This is a genomic window from Pontibacter harenae, from assembly GCF_020907245.1.
In the GTDB taxonomy this organism is placed as follows: domain Bacteria; phylum Bacteroidota; class Bacteroidia; order Cytophagales; family Hymenobacteraceae; genus Pontibacter; species Pontibacter harenae.
This window is the reverse complement of sequence record NZ_JAJJWH010000014.1, coordinates 87576-103837: the sequence shown is the minus strand read 5'-3', so window position 1 is coordinate 103837 and position 16262 is coordinate 87576. Positions and strand designations below refer to the sequence as shown.

Genomic DNA, 16262 nt, shown 5'->3' with positions numbered 1-16262 from the left:
TTTTTAACGTAAAAGCTGGCTTTAACTTTTTTTGAAACTGCTTATAATTAAGAAAGTATACCTAACTCTTTCCACTGCTCCTTGGGAAGCTCTAGTTCCTTTATACGACCAGATTTTATATCCAGCACCCAACCATGAACTTCTGGTACCTGAGCTGATTTAAAAGCTCTTTGTAAAACCGAAGTTTTGTAGATATTACCTACTTGTGCAATTACATTTAGTTCTGCTAGTCTGTTCACGCGTTCTTCTTCGCTTGGCAGGCTATCTATTTCTTCTCTGTTCTGAAGATAAACTTCTCTGATAGGGTTCACCCAACTTCCTACCACACCTGTGGCAGTTCCTGCATAAGCAGCCGCTACACCTCCACAGAAATAATGGCCACAAACTACCACGTGCTCAACCTTTAATGCTTCTACAGCATATTCAAGCACAGAAAGCAAATTCATGTCTGTAAGCGACACTTGGTTAGCCACGTTACGGTGTATGAAAAGCTCGCCTGCCTCTGTTTTGGTAAAATTTGTAAGTGGCATACGGCTATCAGAACAGCCAATAAACAGGAAAGGAGGCTTTTGGCCTTTAGCAAGGTTCTCGAAATAAGAAGGATCTACAGAAAGTTTTTCCTCAACCCACTCCTGGTTGTTTTTGATTAGGTCGTCGTAATTATGGTAGTGCATAGGTTATAATTTTAGATAAACTATTTGGTTATACTTCTATTTGATACTGTTTCACATATACAATTGTTTGCATGGGTGTAAGAAACTTACCGTTACTAAAACGAAGCGCCAACTACTTCTTTCGAAATATAGCGGGAGTTTAAAATGCTGAGGGCACCCATATAGCGAAGGTTAAATTTAAGCACATCTCCAACCTTGTAGTCCTGAAGGTTCTCACCTAGCTCCACCACCAGCATGTCTGAACTGGCTCCGATCACACTTAAGCTTTCATCTTTTGGTAACAGAAACTTAGGGTTTATATCTAGCAAGCCAATATCGAGTATAGCACGATGGGATGTTTTGCCGTAGAGGCTTTCATCTATTTCAAAGCTTTCACCGCTTGGGTTTTCGGCTAGCATACCACTAGGCACCATTGGCTTTTCCGTCAGTTCAATAATCTCTGTCTCCAACTCGAAAACATCATCGTACATGCCCTCAAATGTTTCACCAGTAAATAAATTAAGGCCAAAAAATAATGCTTCGCCTACACGGAAATGATTTACCCTTTTTGGAAGTTGGTTGTTAAACAGCAGTGGAATTGTTACCGACGTTCCTCCCGAAATCCATGGAATATTGATGTTAAACTTAGCTTCTATAAGTTGCGTGTAGAGGCAGAGCTGTACTAGTTTATCATGCGTTGGCATGACACCGTGCAGACAATTAAAGTTTGCTCCGAGACCAATAACAGAAATACCAGGTAGCTGAAATACTTTAGCATAAAAGTCGAGCAAATCATCGCCCATCACGCCTTCTCTAAGATCACCCATTTCTATCATAATAATGATCTTGTGAAGCTTTTGCTGCCGTTCCGCCTCTTCAGACAGAAGCTTAATCGTTTCCATTTCAGTCTCAAAACTCACATCAGCATATTTGACTACATCAGGAATGCTTTTTTTAGGCGCTGGTTTAATGTATACAGTTTGCACCTCAGGAGCCATCTCTTTGATAACTCTTAAATTTGTTACTCTTGAGTCGTGGATCTCTTTTATACCAAGCGCTAGAACCTCTTTCAGGAAAAGCTCATTGCCGCACAATAGTTTGGTAACTATGCCCCAGTCTATGTTGTGCTGCTTGAAGACTTTGTCCAGGTGCTGATAGTTGTTTTGGAGCTTATCTCTGCACAGCTTTAATACTGCCATATTATCTTATAAGTCTGTATTCTAAGTATTTGTTTGTGAAGCCCATTTTTTCATACAAATGTCTTGCAGGATTGTTCGGCTCCACGTGCAGGGCAATGCTGCCAGAAGTGTGGTCGGCGGCTAATTGCACCAGCTTTTTACCTACGCCTTTCCCGCGCTGGCTGTTGTGCACGGCCACATATACAAGTATATTTTCGGGTATATACCCGCTCATGCCTGTGTTATTTAGTATTAATGCGCCTACTACTTTTTCATCTTCACGGGCTACAAGCACAGAGCCACCTTTACCTTCAGCATCTGATAGGGCATACTCTAAGCATTTGGCAATGTCTTCACGAGCATCTCCATATTCATCAAGATGCTTAAAAAGAAAATCAAGTACTTCGTCGTGGTTTAAGCCTTGAGGGTTTTCTGGAGTGTAGATGCCGTAGCGGACATGATTCTCTTCTGCCATGTTTTATTTTGTTTTAAGATCGGGGTAAAGTATAGTGAAAGTTATATAAAGAACTAGAGAGGCCGTTAAACCAAACAGATTCGCATCAAGGTTGTAAGGCAAGCGAAACGTTAGGTTCAGCCAGTCTATGTGTACGATACTGTTGGTGGCAAGGGTGCCAGAAATCAATTCTCGGAGTTCAAACTCACCCAAACTTACCCAATTGCTGCTTGTTTCAGCAGGAAAATAAGATTGTAATGTGCTTGCTAAACCCAGTAAGTCTGCATCAGGAGCGGGAGCCGAAAGTGTACTTACTTGCAACATGACCGTTACGACTCCACCTACCAGCATGGCCCAAAATGCTGCTGTGCTACTTCTTCGCTTCCAGAATAAAGCTCCCAGTATAGGTATAAACAGCCCAGAAACCATAAAGGCATAGGAGTAGAGCATCAGGTCGAGCACGTTTGTCATGGTGGTGGCCAAGCCAAGCGCCAGCGCACCGATGACAAGTGTCATGATTTGTGATAGCTGCAGGGTGGAAGGTGCATCTGGATCAATTTTCCAGAAATGACTGATCACATCTGTCACAATATTTCCCGAAGATGCCATAAGGCAGCTGTCGGCGGTGGAAAGTATGGCTGAGAAGTAGGCTGAAAGCATTAAACCCATCAGCCCTACGGGTAGCACCGTTCTCAAAAGCATCGGCAGCCCAGTTTCAGGGTCTACTTCTGTGCCTACGCCTAAAGCCTCAAACATACCTTGTTCTGCCGCCACCCGAGACAATATACCTAAACTCACACCCATAAAAGCCATAATCGGCCACTCGAATAGCCCTGCAATGAACCATGCTTTCTTAGCAGTTCTTTCGTCGCGGCAGGCATAAATGCGCTGGTAGAGCGTCATGCCCACAAACCAGATCGGTATAATGGTGATGCCCCAGTTTACGAGTTGCTGCCAGGTTATGTTGGTCAGGCTCAGGAATTCGGGTGGTAGTGTGGTGCGAATGGCAGCCATACTTCGAGCGGACTGCTCACTGAGCCAACCTGCATCAAGAAACTGGGAGAAACGTATCTGCTCCATACCACCACCCACAGCCAGGAAAGAGACAGGTATACCTATAAAGATAAGCCCACTCATCAGAATGGCCCATTGAATAGTATCGGTATAGATTACAGCTTTCATGCCGCCCATCACGGTATAAACAATCGCTATCACACCCATAATGATAAGTGCGGTAGTAAGATCTAAATCAACGAAAGTACCACTGGCCAGTTTGGCACCTGCTAAAATTTGTGAGCTGGTAAAGCCAGTGTAGCCAATGGCAGAAATAATGCCTGCCAATAGCGCCACACGCGCATTGAAATAATAGCCAAAGATCTGCGGAAAAGTAAGGAAACGTGCAAAAGCAGGATTGTTCTTTACTTTTGGAATAAGGAATACCGCCGCCAGCCAGGCTCCTAACAAACCTGTAAACAACATCCAGGAGCCAGAGAGGCCCATAGCATAACCCAAACCTCCCAACCCTATCGAAAATCCGCCGCCAACATCGGTGGCAACAACCGACAGACCTATGTGTCCGCTGCTCATTTTTCGGCCTCCCACATAATAGTCGTCTGCACCCTGGTTCTTCTTCAGAAAGTAAAATCCTACTCCGAGCATGGCTAGCATGTATAGCACAAAAATGGTAAGGTCTATAAAATGCATCTATTAGAAAAGTATAAGTTTAAGTGCCTATTAGGTTTTCTGTTTAACTCTAAGATAACTAAAAGGAGGCTTATATCCTTGAAATATGACCTTCAGGGCTAATATCAATGCATGTTGAGCATAGATACTCTAAATCAAACACAGAACTTTTTATTCTGGTGATGCTCCGCCATCAGATGTGACATCTTCAAAAATGTCGTATCAGTGTCATCAAAATACTATTTACCGCAGACGCTAAGCTATCAGCTTGGATAAAATTATTTCTTAAGTTACAGAGCCCATTGAAGCACCTGCATATTTTGATATTCTCTTTGGAACGCCACCTTATCATTTTATTTGTTGGGATACTTTCTTATTCTGCTATAGAGTTATTGCGTTTGCTTTCTGCCAAAAACCATAACTTTGCAGCATAAGGCAATGGAGTTTGCCTGAAACCGCCAGCACCCTACAACAGGGCATCGGCTGATAACTCCTATATTTTGGCAGGCTAAAGTCTGTCCATGTTGTATATTTGTTATCAGCTATACTTAGTAATGCGAAGAAATTCTTTATCTACCTTTATAAAAAGAGCCTTACGACGTGCCGTTTCGGCTGGTGAGCAGACCATCGCTTTACTGTACCTGTGCAAGTGGCTTTTCATATCCATACTTGTAGGAGCAGTTGCAGGCTCCGCATCAGCCTTCTTTCTAATTTCGCTAGACTGGGTAACAAATTACCGTGAGGCTAATACCTGGATTATCTGGCTGCTGCCGCTCGGAGGCTTGTTTGTTGGATTGATTTACCATTACTATGGCGAACGTGCTGTAAAGGGAAATAACCTGCTGCTGCAGGAAATACATCAGCCTAAAGAAATTATTCCTTTCCGTATGGCACCCCTGGTACTGTTTGGTACACTTGTCACTCATCTGTTTGGCGGGTCAGCAGGTCGGGAAGGTACAGCAGTGCAAATGGGCGGCACCATTGCCGATCAGTTTACGCGTGTGTTCCGTCTGCGCCCCCGCGACCGCAAAGTGCTAATCATAGCAGGTATTAGCGCGGGTTTCTCTTCCTTGTTTGGTACACCACTCGCAGGGGCAGTTTTTGGTTTAGAGGTTTTCTTGATAGGTAGAATACGCTATGATGCACTATTGCCAAGTTTTCTGGCTGCTGTTATTGCTGATTTTGCTTGTAAAGCTTGGGGTGTTGGCCATACCCATTATAGTATTCCATTTGTGCCCGAACTCACGGCAGCAGGTTTTGGCTACACATTGCTGGCGGGTGCTATCTTCGGGTTGGCAGGAATGGTGTTTGCAAAGTCGACGCACTTCTTTGTAGAGCAATTTAGAAAACAAATTGCCTATGCGCCTTTCAGACCTTTAGCTGGTGGTGCGGTTATAGCAGTAGTCGTGTGGCTGATGGGCACTACCAAATACATAGGCTTGGGTATACCGACGATACTTGCCTCTTTCGAGCAGAAGCTACCTATATACGATGCAGCTGTTAAGATTCTGCTTACCGCTTTTACGCTAGGAGCAGGGTTTAAAGGGGGAGAGGTAACCCCTTTGTTTTTCACGGGTGCTACGTTAGGCAATGCTTTATCTCAGGCCTTACCATTGCCCATGGCTTTGCTGGCAGGTATGGGTTTTGTTGCTGTTTTTGCAGGCGCAACAAATACACCGCTTACGTGTACGTTAATGGCTATCGAACTTTTTGGTGCTGAGAGCGGCGTATTTATGGCCTTGGCCTGTGTTACAGCTTACCTTTTTTCTGGTCATTCAGGAGTTTACGGGTCACAAATTATAGGCAGCCCCAAAAGCCTTTTTTTTGGACGTGACAAGGGCAGTACGCTCACAGATATAGGTTCTAAGCGTAGAAACAAAAAAAATGCCTGAACTTTTAATCCTCTATTAGTATTAAGTGTGGTATGTGATTGATTAAATGATGTTTATAAGCTATATTTAAATATGGCGCGCATATAATACACACTTTACTAATAAGCTACTATGAGTGGAGCAAGTACTAAAATATTGCTCTGTTTTTTCTTGTTTTTTGCACTAACGGCGACGGGTGTGGGACAAATTCCTGCTAATGGCGTAGCTAGTGAGGCTGATACTGTGTACTTTGTTCATACTAAGAAAAAGAAAGTAAAAATTCCTTTTCAGCTCGTTCATAATCTGATCATCATACCTGTTAGCATAAACAATTCTCCTCCTCTTAATTTTATATTAGATTCTGGCATTCAGAACACACTCATTACGCAGTTGTATTACACCGACTCTTTAAATCTTCAAAATGCTAACAAAGTTGTTTTAAACGGGCTTGGTACTGGTAATGAAATATGTGCGCTTTATTCAAAAGGAAATATGATGCATATGAATGGCATTGAAGGTATAAACCATCAAGTATATGTCCTGCTAGAAGATGTTTTTGACCTGTCCTTTCGAATGGGTATGCCTGTACATGGCATTATTGGTTATGATATTTTCAAAAACTTTATTGTAAAAGTAAACTATAGCACGAAAATCATTACCCTTTATAAGCCTGACACTAAATTAAAATTTAATAAGAAAGCGGAGGTGCACCCTTTGCATATTGAGGGAAAGAAAGGCTACATTTATGCTAAAGTGAAGCAGCATAACGGCGACACCGTAAACGTGAAACTGGTAGTTGATACAGGTGCCAGTCATTCGCTTTCGCTTTACCTGCCTAGCAATAGTAAACTTCAATTACCGCCCGTGTCCCTTGATGCTTATTTAGGTCGTGGATTAAGTGGAGATATAAAAGGAAAGATAGGCCGATTAAGTAGCTTTATAATCGGCAAATATGCTATAAAAGACATGCCAACTTCTTATCCAGAGGAGGATGCCATAAAACGAGCCATGGTTATTTCTAACAGAAATGGAAATATCGGCTCAGATATTTTTAAGCGATTTGATGTCGTTTTTGACTTCCCTCACAACCAAATTATTCTTAAACCTGGCAGAAAATTCAAAGACCCTTATTATCATAACCTTGCTGGCTTTGAAGTTAACACACCCATTCCAGGTTCAAATATTTATGTTGTTTCGCATGTCTTGGAAGGCACTCAAGCCAAGCAGATTGGCCTTCTGCCTGGTGATCAGCTATTATGGATAAACGGTAAAAATTGCCTCGAAATGAAACTGACAGAGGTTCTGGACTTGCTGCAAAGTAAACCTGGTCGAAAGTTACGCATGAAGCTTCAGCGTAATTCAATTCCTTTTGCCGTGGATCTAGTCCTGCAGAGTGGTATATAGAAAAGTGATTCTTTTTTAAGTGCTTCTTGAAGCGTATGGAAGGCGATAGTGAAACCTGCTTTTTATTGTGGCGTACTTGCCCCTCCGCCGAACAGGTCTACATACACCTGGAAAAGCAACATCAAGACAGCTGCAAATAAAAGGAAAATACCCACTAACATTCGGCTTCTAGGTATAGGGCGAAGCACCTGGTTTCCCGTTTCATTTGTTCTTTTAAATCTGAGATTCGATAAGATTAGGCCATTCCCAAAGCTTAGCCAAATAGCCGCTGTTAGGATTTGTCCTGTTAATATAAGAGCAACTGTGCCAATGGCTGAAAAAAAAATACCGAAGAAAACAGGCAGCGAAAGGCTTTTCATTAAATAAATGTAAAGTAGATTAGAATAAGCGGCAAATTAAATGAATAAAATTGGTTTTAATATTCTACAGCCACACATTCAATACTAATTCATCATGTTAGTATAACTAGTTTTTAGCCTAAAAGAATTTTTTTCTGGTAAAACATTGGTTTTATCAGAATTATTAAGAAACATTTGCATGTGAAATGGGTAAAACTAAATCCCATTTGCTTTAAGAAAAGAAATGCAAAAAAAACCTCTTTTATCATCTAATATGGTAAAACACTCCTTTAACAGGAGTGCGCGTTTTTCTGCCCCTACATTAAGGGCAGTTTTGAGGCACACCCTTCCTACACTACGCTTTAGGCCCTAGGCCGATGCGCTATTAGACTGCCTACGTAGTAGTCGTTATTCCCAACTTTTTTGTTAGCTCTTTTGTCTGAGGTTGCCATACGGCAGGCTTAGTTTAATTGCATTTTATTTTTTGACTTAAAAGCTGTGCGAAGCGCAGTAAAGGAATATTTTCTATCATGAACAATCAATCTGATTTTATAGTAACAGTTGCGGGCGGACAGCACATTATTTATGCTTTGCAAATCTGCAACGAAATGGAATCATCAGCCAAAGCCAGAGGCACAGGTATAGCCAAACGCTCGCCTGACTATGTGGCGCAGAAAATGCTGGAGGGCAAGGCTGTCGTGGCGTTGCACCCTGATGGCCGTTGGGCTGGCTTCTGCTATATCGAGACCTGGGGACACGGCCAATATGTGGCTAACTCTGGTCTTATTGTGTCGCCTGAGCTGCGCAAAAGCGGCTTGGCGAAGCGCATCAAAGAAAAAATCTTCCAACTTTCGCGCACCAAATACCCAAACGCCAAAATATTTGGCTTGACTACGGCTTTGGCTGTGATGAAAATCAACTCTGACTTAGGCTATCAGCCCGTAACGTATTCTGAGCTAACAGACGATGAGGCTTTCTGGGCAGGTTGCAAAAGCTGTGTAAACTACGAAATTTTGATGAGCAAAGGCCGCAGCAACTGCTTCTGCACAGCTATGCTGTTCGACCCTGAACGGGCAAAAAAAAAGGCTGAGGCAGCACAGTTGCAGCAGTCACGCTATACCTCAGGTCCTGTCGAGACAGGCGCACCCGAGCTCCCTCAATTAGAAAAAGTAACTCTTTAAAGAGACACAAGTATCAGGACGCAAGACACAAGATTTATAATCTATACTTGAGGACTTGATAAAAACCGCATTACATTAAATCAATAATCATAGTTAGTCTCAACACATAATTATTAGATGGAAAATAAAAAAGTAGTATTAGCCTTTAGCGGCGGCCTCGACACTTCTTTCTGCGTGAAGCACCTGAAAGAGGACAAGGGGCTGGAAGTACATTCGGTGATAGTAAACACAGGCGGTTTTTCAGAAGAAGAGCTTCAGGGAATTGAAAGGCGTGCTTACGCACTGGGTGTAAAAGAGCATACTACCTTAGACGAAACAGAAAACTACTACCAGAGCTGCATCAAGTACCTGATCTTCGGAAATGTACTAAAAAACAATACCTATCCGCTATCCGTAAGTGCAGAGCGTATTACGCAGGCCATGGCGATTGCAAAGCAGGCTAAAGCCAAAGGTGCTGCTTATGTGGCACACGGTAGTACAGGCGCTGGCAACGACCAGGTGCGTTTCGACATGATTTTCCATATCATGATACCAGATGTTCAAATTCTGACCCCGATCCGCGATATGAAGCTGTCGCGCGAGGAGGAAATCGAGTACCTGAAAAAGCACGGCGTGGAGATGGATTTCCAGAAAGCGCAGTATTCGATCAACAAAGGTATCTGGGGAACATCCGTAGGCGGTAAAGAAACGCTTACTTCTCATCTTCCTTTACCAGAAGAAGCTTACCCAACGCAGGTGACAAAAGAGCAACCAGAGCGCGTAACGCTGCAGTTTGAGAAAGGTGAACTTGTTGGGCTGAACGGTGAAACTTTCGAAAGCCCAGTGAAAGCTATACAGGCGCTGCAGGAAATGGCTGCTCCGTTTGGCATCGGTCGTGATATTCATGTGGGCGACACCATCATAGGTATAAAAGGCCGTGTTGGTTTTGAGGCAGCTGCTCCAATGGTCATTATTAAAGCGCACCATGCACTGGAGAAGCACGTGTTGACCAAATGGCAGCTGTACTGGAAAGAACAGTTGGCAAGCTGGTATGGCAATTGGTTGCACGAAGGTCAATTTGTAGATCCGACCATGCGCAATATCGAAAGCTTTATGCAGGAAACGCAGCAGAATGTAACTGGCAAAGTGCATGTGCTATTAGCTCCTTACCGTTTCCAGGTAGAAGGCATCGAAAGTGAATATGACCTGATGTCGTCGAAGTTCGGAAGCTATGGTGAAATGAACAAAGGCTGGAGTGGCGATGATGTGAAAGGCTTCTCGAAGATCTTCGGCAACCAAGCCATGATGTACCACAAAATAAATGGAACGGAGTTTTAATGGCGGCTAAAGTAAAAGCGGGCATTGTAGGCGCGGCTGGCTATGCAGGCGGCGAATTGCTGCGCCTTTTGCTCCAGCATCCGCACGTAGACCTTGTTTTTGCGCAAAGCGGCAGCCAGGCTGGTAAACCTGTGGCATCTACACACACCGATTTGCTGGGCGATACAGAATTACAATTTGTTGCCGAAGCTTCTGATGATGTTGAGGTTTTGTTTCTGTGCTCAGGCCACGGCCAGGCGGAAAAGTATTTGGCAGACAATGCTATACCTGCTTCAGTTAAAATTATAGATTTAAGCCAAGACTTCCGCTGGAACGAAGGAACTACAGGAGATGCAGTGGAAGCGCAGGGTCGCACTTTTGTATATGGCTTGCCAGAGCTTCAGCGGGAAACTATAAAAGAGGCTCAGAACATTGCAAATCCTGGTTGCTTTGCAACGGCTATACAATTGCCTTTGTTGCCTTTAGCTAGAGCGGGCAAACTGAATGCCGATGTACATATCAGTGGTATTACAGGTAGTACAGGAGCAGGGCAGTCCTTAAGTGCTACTTCACACTTTAGCTGGCGCACCGAGAATATATCTACCTATAAAGTAATGCAGCACCAGCACCTGCGTGAAATCGGCAGAACTTTAAAGTTTCTGCAGTCTGAGCAGGTGCCTAGCATAAACTTTATACCTTACCGTGGTCCATTCTCGCGAGGCATTTTCATCACGGCTTACCTGCAAACGGAGCTGTCGCTTGAAGAGGCGAAGGAGCTTTACAGCAACTACTATAAAAAGCACCCTTTTGTGTGGCTAGCGGAGCAGAACCCAGATATGAAACAGGTGGTGAATACTAACAAATGTATTTTGCATCTGCAGAAGCACGGCCAGCAGCTGGTTATCACCAGTATTATTGACAACTTACTTAAAGGTGCTGCAGGACAGGCCGTGCAAAATATGAACCTGCTTTTCGGATTCGAAGAAACAGCTGGTTTAAATTTAAAAGCAACAGCCTTTTAAGCTATATTTAAATCAACAATAAGCAAATCACTATCAATCAAAAGTATATGAATTTATATACAGAATATTACCTCTATTGTTTATCCTCATACCTCTAGTTATAGAACTATGAACTTGTTTGATGTATACCCGCTATTTGATATAGAACCAGTTAAAGCTTCTGGTTCCATCGTCTGGGACAAAGACGGCAAAAAATACCTAGACCTGTACGGTGGCCATGCCGTTATTTCTATTGGTCACAGCCACCCGCACTACGTAAAGCGCATCGCCCGCCAACTCTACGACATCGGCTTTTACTCCAACGCCGTGCAGATACCGCAGCAGCAGGAGTTAGCCGAAAAACTGGGCAAACTGAGCGGCTACGAAGACTACAACCTTTTCCTGTGTAACTCTGGTGCCGAGGCAAACGAAAATGCTTTAAAAGTAGCTTCCTTCCACACTGGCAGAAAAAAGGTTATCGCCTTTAAAAACGGTTTTCACGGCCGCACCTCCGCAGCAGTAGCTGCTACCGATAATCCTTCTATCATTGCTCCCATAAACGAGACGGATAATGTTATCTTCCTGCCACTTAACGACGAGGCAGCCTTTGAACAGGCACTTCAAGAGCATGGTGCTGAACTGGCCGCTGTAATAGTGGAGGGTATACAAGGTGTAGGCGGTGTTTACATTCCTGAAACCTCTTTTCTCGAAGCACTAGCGGTTGGCTGTGCCAAGGTAGGTGCTTTGCTTATTCTGGATGAAGTGCAGTCGGGTTACGGACGTTCAGGTAATTTTTTTGCCCATCAATACGCCAACATCAAACCTGATCTGATTACCGTTGCCAAAGGTATGGGAAACGGTTTTCCTGTGGCAGGTGTACTCATTAGTCCTGACATTGATGCTAAACATGGCATGCTCGGTACAACTTTTGGAGGTAATTACTTGGCTTGTGCGGCTTCTCTGGCGGTACTGGAAGTAATAGAGCAGGAGAACCTGGTGGAGAATGCTCAAAAGGTAGGAGACTATCTGGTAGAACAACTGCAAAAAATCCCGCAGGTGAAAGAGGTAAGAGCGTTGGGCCTGATGATTGGGATTGAGCTGGCTGAGTCTTGTGCCCCTATCAGAAAAGCTTTGTTACAGGAGCACCGCATCTTCACAGGTTCATCATCAAACAAAAATACACTTCGTTTATTGCCAGCTTTATGCATTACGCGCAAAGAAGCTGATAAATTTTTAGAGGCCTTTCAGGCTGTACTTTCTGAGGTAGCTGTTTAAATGAAAAATTATACTTCCGTACACGATGTTGCCGATATTCAGGCACTTGTAAACGAGGCGCTGGAACTGAAAAAGTCGCCTTACGCACATAAAGAACTTGGGGTAAACAAAACCCTAGGGCTTATTTTTCTGAACCCGAGCCTGCGCACCCGCCTCAGCACGCAGAAAGCCGCCATAAACCTTGGCATGAATGTGATGGTGATGAACATGGATAAGGAGGGCTGGGCGCTGGAAACGCAGGATGGTGTAGTAATGGACGGTGCCACGGTAGAGCACATAAAAGACGCTGCTGCCGTAATGGGCCAGTACTGCGACATCATCGGTCTTCGTTCTTTCCCCAAGTTGCAAAACCGCGAAGAGGATTACAATGAGGAAATCCTGAACAAGTTTATCGAGTACGCTGGTGTGCCTATACTTAGTCTGGAGTCAGCTACGCGGCATCCGCTGCAAAGCCTGGCCGATTTAATCACGATACAGGAGCATACACCTGCAGGTAAACGTCCGAAAGTAGTGCTAACCTGGGCACCGCATATTAAACCGATTCCGCAATGCGTAGCCAATTCTTTTGCCGAATGGATGAGCATGGCAGATGTAGATTTGGTCATCACGCATCCTAAGGGCTACGAATTAGCGCCTGAGTTTACTGAAGGCACTACTATTGAACATGATCAGGATAAAGCTTTAGAGGGCGCTGATTTTGTGTATGTGAAGAACTGGTCGTCTTATGAGCAGTACGGCAAAGTGCTCTCCGATGGCAAAGGTTGGATGATGACGAATGAAAAACTTTCGCTGACAAACGATGCAAAGGTGATGCATTGCCTTCCTGTGCGCCGTGGCTTGGAACTGAGCCACGAAATTTTGGATGGTCCGAATTCTTTAGTGGTAAAAGAGGCTGCTAACCGATTGTATGCCGCTCAGGCCGTGCTGAAGCGCCAGTTGGAAGGGCTGAAGTAGGAAAATCTTTTTAAAATACCTTTGCTAACGTACTTTACTCACCCCTAACCCCTCCATGGAGGGGTTAGGGGTGAGTATACACCTGCAGAATATATATCATATTAACACATGAACTCACTCAACGTCATCAAGATCGGCGGTAACATTATTGATAACCTTGAGAAGCTGCAGCAATTTCTACAGAACTTTGCGTCATTGCCAGGGCTAAAATTGCTGGTGCATGGTGGTGGTAAAATTGCCTCGGCCATTGGAATGAAACTGGGAATTGAGCCGAAGATGGTAGACGGCCGCAGGATTACAGATGAGCAGACATTGGAGGTGGTGACTATGGTGTACGGAGGCTTGGTGAACAAAAATGTGGTGGCACAGCTGCAGGCAAACGGTTGCAATGCCGTAGGTTTAACAGGAGCAGATGCCAACATTATACCTGCCACCAAACGCCCTGTAAAAGAAATCGATTTTGGTTTTGCTGGTGATGTGGCTGGACGTGAAACAATAAATGTAACAGCTCTTTCTGCTTTTTTAGAAGTTGGTTTGACACCTGTTTTTGCTCCGCTTACACATGATACCCAAGGATCGATGCTTAATACCAACGCTGATACCATAGCCTCAGTACTGGCTACTGCATTGGCGCAACAGTATAAGGTAAATTTGATATATTGCTTCGAGAAGAAAGGCGTGCTGCAGGACGTGAATGACGATGCCTCTGTGATTCCAAGTATTTCAGAAGAAGAATACAAGCAGCTGAAGCAGGAGGGAATTATTGCAGCAGGCATGATTCCAAAGCTTGATAATGCCATGAAAGCAATACAGGAAGGAGTAGAGGCTGTATATATCTGCCATGCTGATGATATTCTGAATATAACAGCTTCGGGGTCCTCTTTAGGCACACGCTTACATGCTGTTAAAGGATAACAACTAAACAATAAATAGAAGTATAATGTCTACGATAAGCAAAAAGATTGCAATTATAGGTGGTGGTAATATGGGTGTGTTGTTGGCTAAAGGACTTGCAGCATCAGGCAATTACCAGCCTGAAAATATTACTATCACACGCCGCAATGTTCGCCTACTCGATGGGTTAGCTTCTGAGGGATTCATAATTACTGATAATAATAAAGCCGCCGTAGCGCAGGCCGATGTGGTGGTAATTACTGTGCTGCCACAGCAACTGGACAAGGCTCTGGACAATATTAAAGAGGAAGTGGATGCAGATAAGCACCTGCTGATTTCCATTGTTTCAGGTGTTTCGGGAAAGGATATCACCGATAGATTAGGCAAAGAAGTGCAGGTGGTGCGGGCTATGCCGAACACCGCTATAGCCGTTCGTGAGTCCATGACCTGTATTGCCAGCAGCAATGCCACTTTAGAAACAATGGCTCTGGTAAAAGAAATGTTTGATACGGTAGGAGAGACGCTGGAGATACACGAGGAACTAATCACTTCGGCCACCGCACTTTGTGCCTGCGGCATTGCCTTTTTCCTGCGCTCCATTCGTGCAGCTTCACAGGGCGGAACTGAAATCGGGTTTCATGCGGCAGAGGCTTTACACATGGCAGCCCAAACGGCCAAAGGTGCTGCATCTCTATTGCTAAAGCAGAAAACTCATCCAGAAAACGAAATCGACAAAGTAACTTCTCCGAAAGGCTGTACCATAGCAGGTTTGAATGAAATGGAGCATTTCGGTTTTAGTTCTGCTTTCATAAAAGGCATTAAAATGTCAGCTGTACGAGCAGGTGGACTATACACAGACGAAAAATAACAAGTATATATTCAGCAAAGAGATACGAGATAAGGCATGACCAAACTGCCCGAGCAAGAGGATAAGCAAACAACAACAGAACACTTACACCAAGAAGCGCTGGCGCTGCTGCAGGAGCTTATTTCTGTTTCGTCTTTCAGCAGGGAAGAGGATAAAACGGCAGCTGCGATTTTTACTTTCCTGAAACAAAGAGGAGTGGAGGCGCACCAGTTGCAAAATAATGTGTGGGCATTTAACAAGCACTACAATCCTGCCCTTCCCACGCTGCTGCTCAACTCGCATCATGATACCGTAAAACCCAATACTGGCTATACCCGCGATCCTTTTGCACCCACTATAGAAGGCGGCAAATTGTACGGTTTGGGAAGTAATGATGCAGGCGGTTGTCTTGTTTCGCTTATCTCTACTTTTCTATACTTCTACAAGCGCAAAGATTTAAAGTATAACCTGGCGCTGGCAGCAACGGCAGAAGAAGAAATTTCAGGTAGAAACGGTATAGAGTTGCTGTTGCCGCAGCTGGGCAAAATAGAAGCAGCTATTGTAGGTGAGCCTACCGAAATGCACCTGGCAGTAGCGGAGAAGGGGCTGATGGTGCTGGATTGCTCAGCCAAAGGCAAAGCTGGCCATGCTGCCCGCGAAGAAGGTGTCAACGCTATTTATGAAGCACTGCCAGATATAGAATGGTTCAGGACTTATAAATTTCCAACAGAGTCGGAGCACCTGGGGCCGATCAAAATGAGTGTAACGGTGGTGCAGGCAGGTCAGCAGCACAACGTGGTGCCAGATACCTGCCTGTTTACTGTAGATGTCCGCTTGACGGATGCATACACAATGGAGGAGGTACTGGAGGTAATTCAGCAAAACGTGAAAGCTGAGGTAAAGCCGCGCTCTATGCGCCTGCGGCCGTCGTCTATACCTATGGAGCACCCGCTAGTGCAGGCAGGCCTCAAAATGGGCCGCACCACCTATGGTTCCCCCACCACTTCCGATCAGGCTTTACTACCAATTCCGTCGCTCAAGATGGGGCCAGGTTTTTCAGGCCGTTCGCACATGGCCGATGAGTATATTTACCTACAGGAATTGCAGGAGGGGATTAAACTATACATTGAGCTGCTGGAGCAGGTGCTTTTTTGAAGCGACACACGTAGCACGTATCAAGGCACACGACTTTTAATAAAGCAAGAAGGGCAAAAAATAATGGAAAAGTGTCTT

15 protein-coding genes and 1 riboswitch are annotated in these 16262 nt (G+C 44.4%); of the genes, 10 read left to right on the top strand and 5 right to left on the bottom strand.

The window, feature by feature from the left end; all coding sequences use genetic code 11:
• Positions 1–47: 47 nt before the first annotated feature.
• The 4 genes from LN893_RS09625 to LN893_RS09610 all read right to left on the bottom strand — a co-directional run bounded on the left by LN893_RS09625 (position 48) and on the right by LN893_RS09610 (position 3989).
• Positions 48–674, bottom strand: coding sequence for a carbonic anhydrase (locus tag LN893_RS09625; protein ID WP_229969602.1), 627 nt, complete (start codon positions 672–674; stop codon positions 48–50).
• A 95-nt stretch (positions 675–769) separates the two neighbouring features.
• Positions 770–1852 (bottom strand): alanine racemase, encoded by a 1083-nt coding sequence (locus tag LN893_RS09620; protein ID WP_229969601.1) that lies wholly within the window; start codon positions 1850–1852, stop codon positions 770–772.
• Between the two features lies 1 nt (position 1853).
• On the bottom strand, positions 1854–2306 hold the full coding sequence (locus tag LN893_RS09615) for a GNAT family N-acetyltransferase (RefSeq protein WP_229969600.1): 453 nt from the start codon (positions 2304–2306) through the stop codon (positions 1854–1856).
• Between the two features lie 3 nt (positions 2307–2309).
• Positions 2310–3989: a sodium:solute symporter family protein gene (locus LN893_RS09610; protein ID WP_229969599.1), complete on the bottom strand. Its 1680-nt coding sequence runs from the start codon at positions 3987–3989 to the stop codon at positions 2310–2312.
• Between the two features lie 404 nt (positions 3990–4393).
• Positions 4394–4471, top strand: a riboswitch (Fluoride riboswitch).
• Positions 4472–4522: 51 nt separating this feature from the next.
• Between LN893_RS09610 and LN893_RS09605 the strand changes: the two genes are divergently transcribed.
• Together LN893_RS09605 and LN893_RS09600 are read left to right on the top strand one after the other, a co-directional pair.
• Entirely contained in the window at positions 4523–5860 is a 1338-nt protein-coding gene (locus LN893_RS09605) for a voltage-gated chloride channel family protein (RefSeq protein ID WP_229969598.1), read from the top strand.
• Between the two features lie 111 nt (positions 5861–5971).
• The gene (locus LN893_RS09600) at positions 5972–7243 is read left to right on the top strand and encodes an aspartyl protease family protein (protein WP_229969597.1); all 1272 of its coding nucleotides are present in this window, start codon (positions 5972–5974) and stop codon (positions 7241–7243) included.
• Positions 7244–7305: 62 nt separating this feature from the next.
• Here LN893_RS09600 and LN893_RS09595 read toward each other — a convergent pair whose 3' ends face one another.
• Positions 7306–7602 carry a hypothetical protein gene (locus LN893_RS09595; RefSeq protein ID WP_229969596.1) on the bottom strand — a complete coding sequence of 99 codons (297 nt, stop codon included), beginning with the start codon at positions 7600–7602 and terminating at the stop codon, positions 7306–7308.
• A gap of 509 nt (positions 7603–8111) precedes the next feature.
• Between LN893_RS09595 and LN893_RS09590 the strand changes: the two genes are divergently transcribed.
• The 8 genes from LN893_RS09590 (at position 8112) to LN893_RS09555 (ending at position 16184) form a co-directional block, all read left to right on the top strand.
• Complete coding sequence (locus LN893_RS09590) at positions 8112–8762, top strand: GNAT family N-acetyltransferase (RefSeq protein WP_229969595.1); 651 nt, start codon at positions 8112–8114, stop codon at positions 8760–8762.
• Positions 8763–8879: 117 nt separating this feature from the next.
• Complete coding sequence (argG, locus tag LN893_RS09585) at positions 8880–10079, top strand: argininosuccinate synthase (RefSeq protein ID WP_229969594.1); 1200 nt, start codon at positions 8880–8882, stop codon at positions 10077–10079.
• Positions 10079–11080 carry an N-acetyl-gamma-glutamyl-phosphate reductase gene (gene argC, locus LN893_RS09580; protein WP_229969593.1) on the top strand — a complete coding sequence of 334 codons (1002 nt, stop codon included), beginning with the start codon at positions 10079–10081 and terminating at the stop codon, positions 11078–11080. Before argG ends, argC begins: the two co-directional genes overlap by 1 nt.
• A 108-nt stretch (positions 11081–11188) precedes the next feature.
• Positions 11189–12334 (top strand): aspartate aminotransferase family protein, encoded by a 1146-nt coding sequence (locus tag LN893_RS09575; protein WP_229969592.1) that lies wholly within the window; start codon positions 11189–11191, stop codon positions 12332–12334.
• On the top strand, positions 12335–13288 hold the full coding sequence (locus tag LN893_RS09570) for a Rossmann-fold NAD(P)-binding domain-containing protein (protein WP_229969591.1): 954 nt from the start codon (positions 12335–12337) through the stop codon (positions 13286–13288).
• 108 nt (positions 13289–13396) lie between these two features.
• The gene (gene argB, locus LN893_RS09565) at positions 13397–14203 is read left to right on the top strand and encodes an acetylglutamate kinase (protein ID WP_229969590.1); all 807 of its coding nucleotides are present in this window, start codon (positions 13397–13399) and stop codon (positions 14201–14203) included.
• A 25-nt stretch (positions 14204–14228) separates the two neighbouring features.
• Complete coding sequence (gene proC, locus LN893_RS09560; protein ID WP_229969589.1) at positions 14229–15050, top strand: pyrroline-5-carboxylate reductase; 822 nt, start codon at positions 14229–14231, stop codon at positions 15048–15050.
• A 36-nt stretch (positions 15051–15086) separates the two neighbouring features.
• On the top strand, positions 15087–16184 hold the full coding sequence (locus tag LN893_RS09555) for a M20 family metallo-hydrolase (protein WP_229969588.1): 1098 nt from the start codon (positions 15087–15089) through the stop codon (positions 16182–16184).
• Positions 16185–16262 lie beyond the last annotated feature (78 nt).

Coding starts and splice junctions, on each gene's coding strand:
- LN893_RS09625 (WP_229969602.1), bottom strand. CDS start 674: ATGCACTACCATAATTACGACGACCTAATCAAAAACAACCAGGAGTGG.
- LN893_RS09620 (WP_229969601.1), bottom strand. CDS start 1,852: ATGGCAGTATTAAAGCTGTGCAGAGATAAGCTCCAAAACAACTATCAG.
- LN893_RS09615 (WP_229969600.1), bottom strand. CDS start 2,306: ATGGCAGAAGAGAATCATGTCCGCTACGGCATCTACACTCCAGAAAAC.
- LN893_RS09610 (WP_229969599.1), bottom strand. CDS start 3,989: ATGCATTTTATAGACCTTACCATTTTTGTGCTATACATGCTAGCCATG.
- LN893_RS09605 (WP_229969598.1), top strand. CDS start 4,523: ATGCGAAGAAATTCTTTATCTACCTTTATAAAAAGAGCCTTACGACGT.
- LN893_RS09600 (WP_229969597.1), top strand. CDS start 5,972: ATGAGTGGAGCAAGTACTAAAATATTGCTCTGTTTTTTCTTGTTTTTT.
- LN893_RS09595 (WP_229969596.1), bottom strand. CDS start 7,602: ATGAAAAGCCTTTCGCTGCCTGTTTTCTTCGGTATTTTTTTTTCAGCC.
- LN893_RS09590 (WP_229969595.1), top strand. CDS start 8,112: ATGAACAATCAATCTGATTTTATAGTAACAGTTGCGGGCGGACAGCAC.
- argG (WP_229969594.1), top strand. CDS start 8,880: ATGGAAAATAAAAAAGTAGTATTAGCCTTTAGCGGCGGCCTCGACACT.
- argC (WP_229969593.1), top strand. CDS start 10,079: ATGGCGGCTAAAGTAAAAGCGGGCATTGTAGGCGCGGCTGGCTATGCA.
- LN893_RS09575 (WP_229969592.1), top strand. CDS start 11,189: ATGAACTTGTTTGATGTATACCCGCTATTTGATATAGAACCAGTTAAA.
- LN893_RS09570 (WP_229969591.1), top strand. CDS start 12,335: ATGAAAAATTATACTTCCGTACACGATGTTGCCGATATTCAGGCACTT.
- argB (WP_229969590.1), top strand. CDS start 13,397: ATGAACTCACTCAACGTCATCAAGATCGGCGGTAACATTATTGATAAC.
- proC (WP_229969589.1), top strand. CDS start 14,229: ATGTCTACGATAAGCAAAAAGATTGCAATTATAGGTGGTGGTAATATG.
- LN893_RS09555 (WP_229969588.1), top strand. CDS start 15,087: ATGACCAAACTGCCCGAGCAAGAGGATAAGCAAACAACAACAGAACAC.